The 13,172-nt window shown below is 71.6% G+C and carries 10 protein-coding genes; 5 read left to right on the top strand and 5 right to left on the bottom strand.

Annotated features, from left to right (window positions below; genetic code table 11):
- Position 1: 1 nt before the first annotated feature.
- From ACWDX6_RS00050 to ACWDX6_RS00030, 5 genes are all read right to left on the bottom strand, one after another.
- A complete protein-coding gene (locus tag ACWDX6_RS00050) occupies positions 2-1,165 on the bottom strand; it encodes a serine hydrolase domain-containing protein (protein WP_451482661.1) in 1,164 nt (387 codons plus the stop codon).
- Positions 1,166-1,259: 94 nt separating this feature from the next.
- Positions 1,260-1,727 carry an NUDIX hydrolase gene (locus ACWDX6_RS00045; RefSeq protein ID WP_451482660.1) on the bottom strand — a complete coding sequence of 156 codons (468 nt, stop codon included), beginning with the start codon at positions 1,725-1,727 and terminating at the stop codon, positions 1,260-1,262.
- A 9-nt stretch (positions 1,728-1,736) separates the two neighbouring features.
- A complete protein-coding gene (locus tag ACWDX6_RS00040; RefSeq protein ID WP_451482659.1) occupies positions 1,737-2,231 on the bottom strand; it encodes an HPP family protein in 495 nt (164 codons plus the stop codon).
- The gene (locus tag ACWDX6_RS00035; RefSeq protein ID WP_451482658.1) at positions 2,228-3,097 is read right to left on the bottom strand and encodes a pyridoxamine 5'-phosphate oxidase family protein; all 870 of its coding nucleotides are present in this window, start codon (positions 3,095-3,097) and stop codon (positions 2,228-2,230) included. The genes ACWDX6_RS00040 and ACWDX6_RS00035 overlap by 4 nt, the downstream gene beginning before the upstream one ends.
- A 63-nt stretch (positions 3,098-3,160) precedes the next feature.
- Complete coding sequence (locus ACWDX6_RS00030) at positions 3,161-3,616, bottom strand: VOC family protein (RefSeq protein WP_451482657.1); 456 nt, start codon at positions 3,614-3,616, stop codon at positions 3,161-3,163.
- A gap of 132 nt (positions 3,617-3,748) precedes the next feature.
- Between ACWDX6_RS00030 and ACWDX6_RS00025 the strand changes: the two genes are divergently transcribed.
- The 5 genes from ACWDX6_RS00025 (at position 3,749) to pepN (ending at position 13,030) form a co-directional block, all read left to right on the top strand.
- On the top strand, positions 3,749-4,291 hold the full coding sequence (locus ACWDX6_RS00025; protein WP_451482656.1) for a CGNR zinc finger domain-containing protein: 543 nt from the start codon (positions 3,749-3,751) through the stop codon (positions 4,289-4,291).
- Positions 4,292-4,488: 197 nt separating this feature from the next.
- The gene (locus tag ACWDX6_RS00020; RefSeq protein WP_451482655.1) at positions 4,489-7,806 is read left to right on the top strand and encodes a S8 family serine peptidase; all 3,318 of its coding nucleotides are present in this window, start codon (positions 4,489-4,491) and stop codon (positions 7,804-7,806) included.
- Between the two features lie 171 nt (positions 7,807-7,977).
- Complete coding sequence (locus tag ACWDX6_RS00015; RefSeq protein WP_451482654.1) at positions 7,978-8,997, top strand: aspartate-semialdehyde dehydrogenase; 1,020 nt, start codon at positions 7,978-7,980, stop codon at positions 8,995-8,997.
- A 91-nt stretch (positions 8,998-9,088) separates the two neighbouring features.
- Positions 9,089-10,402: a TerD family protein gene (locus tag ACWDX6_RS00010; RefSeq protein ID WP_451482653.1), complete on the top strand. Its 1,314-nt coding sequence runs from the start codon at positions 9,089-9,091 to the stop codon at positions 10,400-10,402.
- A gap of 51 nt (positions 10,403-10,453) precedes the next feature.
- Positions 10,454-13,030 carry an aminopeptidase N gene (pepN, locus tag ACWDX6_RS00005; protein WP_451482652.1) on the top strand — a complete coding sequence of 859 codons (2,577 nt, stop codon included), beginning with the start codon at positions 10,454-10,456 and terminating at the stop codon, positions 13,028-13,030.
- Positions 13,031-13,172 lie beyond the last annotated feature (142 nt).

The following is a 13,172-nucleotide window of genomic DNA, read 5'->3' as shown; positions in this document are numbered from 1 at the left end:
GCTACTTCTTCGGCGCCGTGCCGCAGAACTCCGCCTCGACGACGCTCTGGCTGTCGCCGGTCCAGTCGGCGTTGAAGTTCATGGCGAGCGTGTGCTCGCCGTCCCGGGTGGTGACGGCCTGCGAGGAGGAACCGTGGATGCCGCCGCCGTGGCCCCAGACCTCCTTGCCGCAGCTCAGCTTCACCTGCATCAGCCCGAGGCCGTAACGGAGTTCGGGGGCGCTCGGGTCGGTGGCGACGGTGTCGGTCAGCTCCCGCTGCTCCGCCTTCGGCAGCAGCTTGCCCTTGAGCAGGGCTCGGTAGAACGTCTGCAGATCACTGGAGTTGGAGATCATCTCGCCCGCCGCGTGGGCGAGGGACGGGTTCAGCTCGGTGACGTCGTGGACCTGGGTGGCGTCCGGGTCGAAGGAGAGCTTCGAGTACGCCCGTGAGCTCGGCTTCGGCATCGTCACGTCGGTGCCGGGGACGCTGGTGGCGCGCAGCTTCAGCGGCTTGGTGATCCGGCGCTCGATCTCCTTGCCGTACGGACGTCCGGTGGCCTTCTCGATCACCAGGCCGGCCAGGACGTAGTTGGTGTTGGAGTAGTTCCAGCCGGTGCCGGGGGCGAAGTCCGGCTCGTGCGTCATCGCGACGGCGACGAGCCGCTCCGGGGTCCAGGTGTCGTAGCGGTGCTCCAGAAACGCGGGGCCGAAGACCTTCTCCTGGAATCCCGGGTCCGAGGTGACGTTGTAGACGCCGCTCGTGTGGTTGAGGAGCTGGCGGACGGTGATCTTCCGGCCGTCGTGACCGTTGCCCCGGACCATGCCGGGCAGCCACTTCTCGACCGGGTCGTCGAGGTCGAGGCGGCCTTCGGCCTGGAGCCGGAGGAGGACGGTGGCGACGAAGGTCTTGGTGATGGAGCCGACGCGGTAGTGGTCCCTGCCGCCGCGCTGGCCCGCGGTCCCGGTCCAGCCGGCGCGGCCGACGCGGGCCTGGGCGACGGCTCCGGGAACGCCCGCCCCGACCGCCGCGTCGAGGGCCTGCTGGGTGGCGTGGTGGTTCTGCTTCTCGGGCGCGGTGGGCGCCGCCGCCGCCGCGGCGGCGGGCGCGGCGAGGGCGGTGGCGGTGAGCGCGGCCACGGCGGTGGCTGCGAGAACGGTGCGGGTCATGGTGCGTACGGCCGGCATGTGCGGGCTCCCCTGTCGTGCGTACTGCGGTCACGGGAGGGGACCGCGGCAGGGGCGGTGACGGTTGAGCGGGGCCCGAACGGTTGAGCGGAAATCAGCCGTTCGCGGGATCGGTGCGCCGGGAGCGGCCGACCGGGGGGCGCTCACGCCACAACTCCAGCCCGATGTCGACCAGTTCGACGCGTGTCAGGCCGGGGACCGCGGCGAGGGGATGCCAGGCGGCGAGATCGGTGGAGCCGTTGGTCTCGTTGCGCAGGGAGCCCCCGGTGACGCGGGCCTCGTAGATGATCCGCAACCCTTGGAAGTCGCCGGGGACGGCGAGCCGGCGCAGCCAGGAGCGGCGGATCGAGTCGATGCCGAGCAGGACAGTGGGTTCGGTGAGGTACCCGGTCTCCTCCTCGACCTCGCGGACGACGGTACGGACCGGCTCCTCGCCGTGGTCCATGCCGCCGCCGGGGAGCGTCCACTTCTTGGTGCCGTCGCCGGCCACCCAGCGGGCGAGCAGAATCTCGTCGTCGCGTACGCACACGGCGTAGGCCGCCACCCTCAACTCCTTCTTCATGCGGAGAGGTTAGAACCAGTACGCCGGGTACGCGCGCCCGGTGGCGCGGGCGCCGGCCAGGCCGACGGCGACGAGGAGGAGGACGGCCAGGGCGAGCAGTCCGAGGAAGGCGAAGAACGGCGGATTCTCGAGGGTGACGATCACGGCGGTCGCGGCGGCGGGCGAGTGCGGGGTACGGGCCAGCATCATCACGCCGAGCGCGAGACCTCCGGCGACGGCGGCGCCCCAGATCCCCGGGCCGGCGACGGCGAGGACGGCGAAGCCGGTGAGCGCGGAGAGCAGTTGCCCGCCGACGACGGAGCGCGGCTGGGAGAGCGGCAGATCGGGCGCCCCGGCCACGAGCGCCATGCTCGCCGCGAGCGGCGGGATGAGCAGGGGCTCGTGGAGGACGGCGCCGACGGCGACGAGCACGAGCAGGGCGACGACGCTGACCGCGGTGGCCAGGGCCACGACCTGGGGGCGGGGCCGTGCGGGGGGCCGGGCGGGCGCCGGGGCGGTCGTCATGAAGGGTCCTGGTTCAGGGGCGGGTTGGCCGGGGAGTACACGGGGGCGGACCAGCGCAGGGGGCTGGCGGACGGGGTCTCGACCGCCTGGGCGATACGGAAGCGGGTGCGCCGGCCGTCGGGGCCGTACTCGGTGTGGGCGACGCCGGTCAGCCGGAGCGTCGTGCCGTCGCTCCAGTCCAGGAAGAGCAGCCCGGCCCGGTCGTCGGTCTCCAGGTTGCCCAGGGTCAGGAACATCGCGTTGCCGGGGTAGTCCGGCCAGCTCAGTTCGGTCGGCGAGTCGACCCGGACGAAGCCGGGGTTGCCGCCCCGGTGGCTGGCGTCCGCGCCGTCCGGGGCGACGGTCGCGACGAAGAAGGTGTCGGCGGCGCGGACGAGCCGTTCCTGGTCGGGGGTGAGCGCCGCGCCGCGCCGCTCGGCACCGGCGGGGGTGGCGGGGCCGGGTGCGAACAGGTCCCGCTTCTGGAGGTACTTCGGGCAGTTGGAGAAGACCTGGTCCGCCTCGACGGTGAAGCCGCGCCGGCTGGGCCGGGCGATGCCGTTGAGGCGCATCCGGCGGCGGGTGCGGGGGTCGAGGGCGATCGTGCCGACGGGGGTTCCGGCGGCGGTGCCCTCGGGGAGGGCGGCCGCCACGGAGATGGTGTGCGGGCCGGTCGCCCGCACGAAGCCGGGCTCACCGGTGAGCAGCGAGCTCCAGACCCGCCCGGCGCCGTCCGCCGCGCCGATCACCAGCATCGGCTGCTGTCCGAGGAACGCGGCGGCGATGGTGGGGACGCCGTCGCGGATGGAGCGGGCGGCGTGGGCGGCGCGGTCGCGGACGCCTACGCGGTCCTGTACGGCGAGGGCGCCGGAGTTGTAGGGGTCCATGTCCTTCGAGGGGTCCTTCCCGGGCCGGGCGGGGCGGTGGGGTGACAGGTGCCGCCGAGGCGGTCAGAAGAAGCCGCAGGTGGGGGCCGCCTCGTTCGGCGCCGTCGCACCCTCCGCGCCCTTGCGCGCGTAGATCTCCAGACGGGTGCCGTCCGGGTCGTGGAAGAAGACGCCGCCGGACGTCGCGCCCTCGGCGTGGGCGACCACACCCTCGTACGCGAAGGAGGCGCCACGCGCCTTCAGTTCCGCCTCGGCCGCCGCGACCCGCTCGATCGACTCGGCCTCGAAGGCGAGGTGGTGGAGGCCCGCGCGGCCGGGGTCGTACGCGTCGTCCGCCTGCTCCCAGAGCGTGAGGACGAGCTGCCCGTCCTGGCCGAGGAAGGCGTACCGCCTGCCCTCCTCCTTGCCCTCCCGCAGGACCTCGAAGCCGAGGACGTCGGCGTAGAACCCGATCGAGCGCTCCAGGTCCGTCACGTTGAGCCCGACGTGGCCGGTGCGCAGCGTTCCGATCGCCGACATGGCGGTCCCCTTTTCGTCGATGGCCGGCCCGAGACGAGCTAACCGCTGAATTGGACTTTAGAGGTTAGCTGCCGTGAGCGTCAACCGGTCACGTACTCTTGAAGGGTTAGTACGACGAGGAGGGCGTCCGCCATGACCGTTTCCGACCCCCGGCCGCTCACCGGCGAGCCCGTCTCCCTCGATCTCCTCAACACCCGCTGGAACGAGGACGGCACGCACCAGGACCTGCTCACCGGCACCGACGGCCTCGCCGTCTGGCTCGCCGCCAACGGGCTGGACGACCGCTTCACCGCCGACGCGACCACCCTCCGCCACACCCTCGCCGCCCGTGACGCACTCGCCGGCCTCGTGGACCGGCCCGGCGACCCGGCCGCCGCCGCCCGCGTCGACGCGGTTCTGGGGCACGGCCGGATCCGGGCCACCCTCACCCCGGAGGGGCCGGGCGAGGAGGCCGAGTTCGAGGACGCCGCCTGGGGGCCCGGCTGGACCGCCGCCCGGGACTACCTCGACCTGCTGCGCACGGCGCCCGACCGGATCCGGGCCTGCGCCCACGAGGCGTGCGTCCTGCACTTCTTCGACACGTCGCGGAACGGGACCCGGCGCTGGTGCTCCATGGCGGTCTGCGGCAACCGGGCCAAGGCCTCGCGGCACTATGCCCGTACAAAAGACAACTAGTCACCCGCGCGAGCCCTCCGACTCGCCCCGGTAGAGGGCGATTCATCCCTCGTGGCGCATGTCCCGCAGTGGCGGATGTGCGCCACACGCGCATCCCGCCACCTCTGGACCCTCCCCAAACCCCTGTCGCTTACGAAAGGCTGAGCGGTCATCCGGTACCGAATTCCGGACCCTCTCTTTCACCACCAGGGATGTAAATGACCACCCCCGAAACTCAGAGCTCCATACCCGGGCGCTCGACCCCCGGGCACAGACGCGCGGCACGCATCGCCGCCGCCGCCGGACTCGTGACCGCGCTCATCGCGGCCGGTGCCGCTCCGGTCCTGGCCGCCGACGCCCCGGCGACCACGCCGCCGGTCAAGTCCTCGGACTCCGCCGACAAGCTCGGCGCGACCGACGCGCAGCGCCTCTCCGAGGCCGAGGCCACCGGCGAGAAGAACGTCACCCTCCTCGTCGCCACCGCCCCCGGCGCCACCGAGCAGGTCGCCGGCCAGCTCGACGCCGTGCAGGGCGCCTCGGTCGGCAAGCGGGAGGACGGGCTCGGCTACGTCCGCGCCACCGTCCCCACCGCCAAGGCGGAGGCCGCCATCCAGGCGGCCGCCAAGCTCTCCTCCGTCCAGTCGATCGACCTCCAGGCCGAGATCAAGCTGGACGACCCGACGCCGGACGCGGGCGTCGCGGGCACCGCCGAGGGCACGACCGTCACCTCGACGTACCCGGCCCCCGGCAAGAAGACCCCGGCGAAGAACCCGTACAACCCGGCCCACGAGACCGGTGCCGTCGAGTTCGTCGAGGAGCACCCCAAGGCCGACGGCCGCGGCGTGACCATCGGCATCCTCGACTCCGGTGTCGACCTCGGCCACCCGGCCCTGCAGAAGACCACCACCGGCGAGCGCAAGATCGTCGACTGGGTCACCGCCACCGACCCGCTGACCGAGGGCGACGCCACCTGGCGTGCCCAGGTCACCCCGGTCGCCGGCCCCGTCTTCACCGCCTCGTCGCAGAGCTGGAAGGCGCCCGAGGGCTCCTACCAGTTCAGCCGCTTCGCCGAGTCGATCACCGCGGGCGGCGACCCGGCCGGTGACATCAACCGCGACGGCGACAAGACCGACCTCTTCGGCATGCTGTACGACCCGGCCGCCGGGACCGTGCGCGTCGACTCCGACCAGAACAACGACTTCACGGACAACGCGCCGATGAAGCCGTACAAGGACGGGTACCAGATCGGCTACTTCGGTACCGACAACCCGGCCACCGAGGTCGTCGAGCGCACCCCGTTCGTCGTGGAGATCCGCAAGGACGTCGCGATGGACCCGCTCGGCGGCAGCTGGGTGGGCCAGAAGCGCGACTTCGTCAACATCGGCATCGTCGAGTCCTCCCACGGCACGCACGTCGCCGGCATCACCGCCGCCCACGGCCTCTTCGGCGGCAAGATGAACGGCGCCGCGCCCGGCGCGAAGCTCGTCTCCTCGCGCGCCTGCACCTGGACCGGCGGCTGCACCAACACGGCCCTCATGGAGGGCATGACGGACCTCGTCGTCAACCGCGGCGTCGACATCGTCAACATGTCGATCGGCGGCCTGCCCGCGCAGAACGACGGTGACAACGTCCGCGCCCGCCTCTACACCCGTCTGATCGACGAGCACGGTGTCCAGCTGGTCATCTCGGCCGGCAACTCCGGCCCGGGCATCAACACGATCGGCGACCCCGGCCTGGCCGACAAGGTCATCTCGGTCGGCGCGGCCATCTCCAAGGAGACCTGGGCCGCCAACTACGGCTCGGCCGTCGAGAAGAAGTACGCCATGTTCCCCTTCTCCTCGCGCGGCCCGCGTGAGGACGGCGGCTTCACCCCGACCATCTCCGGTCCCGGTTCGGCCGTGAACACCATCCCGACCTGGCAGGCGGGCTCGGGCGTGCCCGAGGCCGGCTACACGCTGCCCGCCGGATACGGGATGCTCAACGGCACCTCGATGTCCTCCCCGCAGGTCGCGGGCGCGAGCGCGCTGCTCCTCTCCGCCGCGAAGCAGAAGGGCGTGGAGCTCTCCCCGCTCACCCTGCGCACCGCGCTCACCTCGACCGCCAAGCGGATCTCCGGTGTCGCGGCCCACGAGCAGGGCTCCGGCCTGATCGACATCAACGAGGCCTGGGACTCGATCAAGGACGGCGCCACGGCGCACGACTACAAGGTCCAGGCCCCGGTCGACACGAAGATCTTCCCGGCCCCGCGCACCGGCACCGGTGTGTACGACCGTGAGGGCGGCCTCAAGGTCGGCCAGAAGAAGGTCTACGACGTCACCATCACGCGCACGAGCGGCCCGAACCGGACCATCGAGCACGAGCTGGACCTGAAGTACAACGACGGCACCTTCCGGATCCTCGGCGACGACGAGGTCGACCTGCCGCTGAACAAGCCGGTCACCGTCAAGGTCCAGGCCCGGCCCACCACGGCCGGTGTGCACAGCGTGATCCTGGAGGCCGACGACGAGCGCACCGAGGGCGTCGACAAGCAGATCCTGTCGACCGTCGTCGTCGCGAACGACCTGGTCGCACCCGGCTTCGGCACCTCCGCCACCGGCTCGGTGCAGCGCAACAGCCACAAGTCGTACTTCGTGACCGTCCCGGCGGGCGCCAAGTCCCTCGAGGTCGCCCTCGGCGGTCTCAAGGAGAAGAGCCAGACCCGGTTCATCGCGATCCACCCGTACGGCGTGGCGATCGAGTCCACCGCGTCCACCGCGTGCTACCCGCACTACAACCCGGCCAACACCTGCCGTCCGGACCTGCGTTCGTACGCCAACCCGACGCCGGGCGTCTGGGAGATCGAGGTCGAGTCGCGTCGCACCTCGCCCGACCTGGACAACCCGTACAAGCTGGACGTCCAGGTGCTCGGCGCCGAGTTCGACCCGGCGGTGCAGACCGTCGCCGAGGCGAAGGTCGGCACCCCGGCCCCGGTCGAGTGGAAGGTCACCAACAGGTTCGCCGCGATCAACGGCACGCTGAAGGGTGGCTCGCTCGGCTCGGCCAAGGTCGAGACCCCGACCATCAAGCACCACGAGCAGCAGACGAAGACCGTCACCATCGGTGAGGGTGTCGAGCGGCTCGACGTGGCGATCGGCAACACCTCGGACAAGGCCGCCGACCTGGACCTGACGGTCCTGCTCGACGGCAAGCAGGTGGGCCAGGCCGCGGACGGCGACTCGGAGGAGGCCGTCTCGCTGGTCAAGCCGGCCGCCGGTACCTACACGATCGTGATCGACGGCTACTCGGTGCAGGCCGAGGGCGGCACGACCTTCGACTACAAGGACGTGTACTACTCGTCCTCGCTCGGCAGCGTCCGGGTCGACGCGTCGAAGCCGGTGACGCTGGCCAACGGCGCGAGCGCCCAGGTCGGCGCCGAGGTGCTGGTCGCCGGTGCCGCGCCCGAGGGCCGGCAGTTCTTCGGCGAGGTCCAGCTGCTCAACGCGCGCGGCACGGTCGCGGGCTCCGGCAGCGTCGTGATCGGCAAGGTCACGCCGTGACACACGCCGCACCAGCGGTGAAAAGCCGCTGAGCGGGTAGGGAGGCGGGCGCCGGAACCGGCGCCCGCCTTTCGCATGTCCCGACCCTTGGACAATGGATTGGACAAGGCGCCCGGTGACATACGCATCATGGACCGGCAGCACCCTGCACAAACGTACGGAGGAGTCCCCGTGAAGGTCGGAATCGTCGGAGCCACCGGTCAGGTCGGCACAGTCATGCGCAAGATCCTGGCCGAGCGCAACTTTCCGGTCGACGAGCTGCGGCTCTTCGCCTCCGCCCGCTCCGCGGGCACGGTCCTCGACGGGGTGACGGTCGAGGACGCCTCCACCGCCGACTACACCGGCCTGGACATCGTGCTGTTCTCCGCCGGCGGCGCCACCTCCAAGGCGCTCGCGGAGAAGGTCGCCTCCCAGGGTGCCGTCGTGATCGACAACTCCTCCGCCTGGCGGCGCGACCCCGAGGTGCCGCTGGTGGTCTCCGAGGTCAACCCGCACGCGATCAAGGACCGCCCCAAGGGGATCATCGCCAACCCGAACTGCACCACGATGGCCGCGATGCCGGTCCTCAGGCCGCTCCACCAGGAGGCCGGCCTGACCGCGCTCGTCGCCACCACCTACCAGGCCGTCTCCGGCTCGGGTGTGGCGGGCGTGGCCGAGCTGCGGACGCAGGCGTGCGCCGTGGCCGAGAACGCCGACCGGCTGGCCTTCGACGGCGAGGCCGTCGAGTTCCCCGAGCCCGCCGTCTACAAGCGTCCGATCGCCTTCAACGTCGTCCCGCTGGCCGGCTCGATCGTCGACGACGGCACCTTCGAGACCGACGAGGAGCAGAAGCTCCGCAACGAGTCCCGCAAGATCCTGGAGATCCCGGAGCTCAAGGTCTCCGGCACCTGCGTCCGGGTCCCGGTCTTCTCCGGCCACTCCCTCCAGGTGAACGCCCGCTTCGACCGCCCGATCAGCGTCGAGCGCGCGTACGAGCTGCTCAAGGACGCCGCGGGAGTCGAGCTCTCCGAGATCCCCACCCCGCTCCAGGCGGCCGGCAAGGACGCGTCGTACGTCGGCCGGATCCGCGTGGACGAGACCGTGGAGAACGGTCTCGCGCTCTTCCTCTCCAACGACAACCTGCGCAAGGGCGCCGCCCTGAACGCGGTGCAGATCGCGGAGCTGGTGGCCCAGGAGCTCAAGGGCGCCTGACCGTCCCCGCGGCCGACGGGCCTGGAACCTGCCTCCGGCGGAATTCGGACAACGCGTTCGAACACCCTCCGCCGGGTGGCAGGATCCGACCATGACCCACTTACCGAAGGGCGCCGACATCCCGGTGCCGGAGCGGGCCCTCCAGGTCGCGGTCGCCTGGCGGACCGGGCCCGGCGTGCCCGACGTGGACATCTCGGCCCTGCTGCTCGACGCGGGCGGACGGGTGCGGGGTGACACGGATCTCGTCTTCCACCACCACGGCAAGCATGCCTCGGGCGCCGTACGGCACCTGGGCAGGTCGGCGCGCGGGGCGCCGGGCTCCCCGGCCGCGGACTGGCTGTGGCTGGATCTCGGCCGGCTGGAGCCGTCCGTCGAGCGGATCGTGATCGCCGCCTCCGCCGACGGCGGCGTCCTCGGTCAGGTACCGGACCTGGACATCCGGGTCACGGACACGGCGGGCGCCCCGGCCGCGTACTTCGCCCTCGGCGGCGCGACGACGGAGACGGCGTTCCTCCTCGGCGAGTTCCTCCGCCGTGACGGCGGCTGGAGGTTCCGCGCCGTGGGCCAGGGGTACGTGTCGGGGCTCGCGGGCCTGGCGACGGACTTCGGCGTCGTGGCGCAGGCCCCGCCGGAACCCGTCCCCGGCCCCGGCCACGTCCCGCTCCCGCCCTCGGGCGCCGGTGACGCCCCGCCGCCCCCCGGTCCGGGCCGGGCACAGCCGCTCGCGCCGCCCGTGTCCCCGGTGACGCCCGTGATGCCCGTGACGCCCGTGACGTCCGTGACGTCCTTCGAGTCGTACACCCCGGTGCCGAGCCACGCCCCGCCCGCCGCCCCCGTCGATCCCTTCTCCGTCTCCTTCCGCCCCTCCACCCACCAGGGCCGCGGCAAGGAGACCGTGCGCTGCGACCCCGCCATCCCGCCCGGCTGGGCGCTCCTGGAGATCCAGTCCTCCCACTCGATCTCCACCACCATCGAGTCCTGCGACGAGCACGGCCGCGCCGCGGAGTTCCTGCTCACCGCCTACGAGGACGACGTCAGGGCCCGCACCGTCGCCGTCGTCCCCCGCGACCGGCCGCTGACCCTGCGGGTCGAGGCCGACACCCCCTGGAACCTGCGGGTCCTGCCGCTCACGCACGCACGCCGTTTCGACAGCCGCATCGAGGGCGTCGCGCACGACCTCGTCGTCTACGACGGGCCCCCGGCCGTCCTCGACTTCCTCCACGACGGCCGGTCCGACTTCACCGTCCACCAGCACACCCCGCCCGCCGAGCCCGCGTACGACGCCGAGGACCAGGAGCTCCTCGTCAAGGAGGTCGGGCAGGTCCGGGTCAGCGCTGCCGTGTCCGGGCCGGGACTGCTGCGCATCAGCGGGGACGGGCCCTGGAAATGCTCGGTGCGCCGGTGAGTACGCCGTGGAAGGATGAGCCAAACGTCACGAAACCGAGGAGTTGACCGGGTGCCTGGCACAAACCTGACCCGTGAAGAGGCGCAGCAGCGGGCGAAGCTGCTGACCGTGGACGCGTACGAGGTCGCACTGGACCTCTCCGGTGCGCAGGAGGGCGGCATCTACCGGTCCGTCACCACCGTCCGCTTCGACTGCGCCGAGGCCGGCGCCGAGACCTTCATCGACCTCGTCGCCCCCGCCGTGCACGAGGTCGTGCTGAACGGCCGCGAGCTCGACGTGGCCGCCGTCTTCCGGGACTCGCGGATCAAACTGGCCCATCTCCACCAGGGCCCGAACGAGCTGCACGTCGTCGCCGACTGCGCGTACACCAACACCGGTGAGGGCCTGCACCGGTTCGTCGACCCGGTCGACGACCAGGCCTATCTGTACACGCAGTTCGAGGTGCCGGACGCCCGCCGGGTCTTCGCGGCCTTCGAGCAGCCCGACCTGAAGGCGACCTTCCAGTTCACCGTGAAGGCGCCGAGCGGCTGGACGGTGATCTCGAACTCGCCGACGCCCGAGCCCAAGGACGACCTCTGGGTCTTCGAGCCGACCCCGCGCATCTCGACGTACATCACCGCGCTGATCGCCGGCCCGTACCACTCGGTGCACTCGTCCTACGAGAAGGACGGGCAGACGGTCCCGCTGGGCATCTACTGCCGCCCGTCGCTCGCCGAGTACCTCGACTCGGACCACATCTTCGACGTCACGCGCCAGGGCTTCGACTGGTTCCAGGAGAAGTTCGCGTACGACTACCCCTTCGCCAAGTACGACCAGCTCTTCGTGCCCGAGTTCAACGCGGGCGCGATGGAGAACGCGGGCGCGGTCACCATTCGCGACCAGTACGTCTTCCGCTCGAAGGTGACGGACGCGGCGTACGAGCGCCGGGCCGAGACGATCCTGCATGAGCTGGCGCACATGTGGTTCGGCGACCTGGTCACCATGGAGTGGTGGAACGACCTGTGGCTGAACGAGTCGTTCGCCACCTACACCTCGGTCGCCTGCCAGGCCTCCGTGACGGGCACCCGCTGGCCGAACGCCTGGACCACCTTCGCCAACGCGGAGAAGACCTGGGCCTACCGCCAGGACCAGCTGCCCTCCACCCACCCGATCATGGCCGAGATCAACGACCTGGAGGACGTGCTCGTCAACTTCGACGGCATCACGTACGCCAAGGGTGCCAGCGTGCTGAAGCAGCTGGTCGCGTACGTCGGCGAGGACGAGTTCTTCAAGGGCGTGCAGGCGTACTTCAAGGCGCACGCCTTCGGCAACACGCGCCTGTCGGATCTGCTGGGCGCGCTGGAGAAGACCTCCGGCCGTGACCTCAAGGCCTGGTCGAAGGCGTGGCTGGAGACGGCCGGCATCAACATCCTCCGCCCGGAGATCGAGACGGACGCCTCCGGTGTCATCACCTCGTTCGCGGTCAGGCAGGAGGCGCCCGCGCTGCCCGCCGGCGCCAAGGGCGAGTCGATCCTGCGTCCGCACCGGATCGCGATCGGCTTCTACGACCTGGACGAGGCCGGCAAGCTGGTCCGTACGGAACGGGTCGAGCTGGACGTCACCGCCACCGAGCTGACCTCCGTACCGCAGCTGGAGGGCAAGGCCCGCCCGGCGGTCGTGCTGCTCAACGACGACGACCTGTCGTACGCCAAGGTCCGGCTCGACGAGGTGTCGCTGAAGAACGTCACCGCGCACCTCGGGGACTTCACCGAGTCGCTGCCGCGCGCCCTGTGCTGGGCCTCTGCCTGGGACATGACCCGCGACGGTGAACTCGCCACGCGCGACTACCTGGAGCTGGTGCTCTCCGGCATCGGCAAGGAGAGCGACATCGGCGTCGTCCAGTCGCTCCAGGGGCAGACGAAGGCGGCCCTGGACCTGTACGCGGCGCCGGAGTGGCGCGAGACGGGCCTGAACCGGTGGACCGAGGCGACGCTGGCGCATCTGCGCGCGGCCGAGCCGGGCAGCGACCACCAGCTGGCCTGGGCACGGGCGTTCGCGGCGACCGCCCGCACGCCGCAGCAGCTCGACCTGCTCGCCGGTCTCCTGGAGGGCCGGGAGACGATCGAGGGCCTGGCCGTCGACACCGAGCTGCGCTGGGTGTTCGTGCAGCGGCTGGCGGCGGCCGGGGTGTACGACGAGCCCGAGATCGCCGGCGAGCTGGCGCGCGACAGGACCGCGGCGGGCGAGCGGCATGCCGCGACCGCTCGGGCGGCCCGTCCGACGGAGGCGGCGAAGGCCGAGGCGTGGGCGTCGGTCGTGGAGTCCGACAAGCTGGCGAACGCCGTGCAGGAGGCGGTGATCGGCGGCTTCGTCCAGACCGACCAGCGCGAGCTGCTGGCGCCGTACACGGAGAAGTACTTCGCCTCCATCAAGGGCGTCTCGGAGACGCGCAGCCACGAGATGGTCCAGCAGATCGTGGTCGGCCTCTACCCGACGATCCAGGTGTCGCGCGAGACCCTGGACGCCACCGACGCGTGGATCGAGGCGAACGACCCGTCCCCGGCGCTGCGCCGGCTGGTGACCGAGTGCCGCGCGGGCGTGGAGCGTGCGCTGAAGGCACAGGCGGCGGACGCGGCCGCCGCGCGCTAGCGGACACGGCTCGCGTGACAGCGAAGGGGCCCCGGACGACCGTCCGCCTCGTCTTCACGGTCACCACGGTGACCGCGACCGTGGTCGCGATGGCGCAGGTGGCGATGGTGGACGCCGTCGAGCCGGCCGGGGCGGAGTGGCT

The organism is Streptomyces sp. NPDC003027 (genome assembly GCF_053591435.1).
Note: the sequence above shows the minus strand (reverse complement) of the source record. Positions and strands in the feature narration are given on the sequence as shown.

What these genes read in the sequence shown, in the direction of transcription:
- ACWDX6_RS00050 (WP_451482661.1), bottom strand. Translation starts at nt 1,165, where the DNA reads ATGCCGGCCGTACGCACCATGACCCGCACCGTTCTCGCAGCCACCGCC.
- ACWDX6_RS00045 (WP_451482660.1), bottom strand. Translation starts at nt 1,727, where the DNA reads ATGAAGAAGGAGTTGAGGGTGGCGGCCTACGCCGTGTGCGTACGCGAC.
- ACWDX6_RS00040 (WP_451482659.1), bottom strand. Translation starts at nt 2,231, where the DNA reads ATGACGACCGCCCCGGCGCCCGCCCGGCCCCCCGCACGGCCCCGCCCC.
- ACWDX6_RS00035 (WP_451482658.1), bottom strand. Translation starts at nt 3,097, where the DNA reads ATGGACCCCTACAACTCCGGCGCCCTCGCCGTACAGGACCGCGTAGGC.
- ACWDX6_RS00030 (WP_451482657.1), bottom strand. Translation starts at nt 3,616, where the DNA reads ATGTCGGCGATCGGAACGCTGCGCACCGGCCACGTCGGGCTCAACGTG.
- ACWDX6_RS00025 (WP_451482656.1), top strand. Translation starts at nt 3,749, where the DNA reads ATGACCGTTTCCGACCCCCGGCCGCTCACCGGCGAGCCCGTCTCCCTC.
- ACWDX6_RS00020 (WP_451482655.1), top strand. Translation starts at nt 4,489, where the DNA reads ATGACCACCCCCGAAACTCAGAGCTCCATACCCGGGCGCTCGACCCCC.
- ACWDX6_RS00010 (WP_451482653.1), top strand. Translation starts at nt 9,089, where the DNA reads ATGACCCACTTACCGAAGGGCGCCGACATCCCGGTGCCGGAGCGGGCC.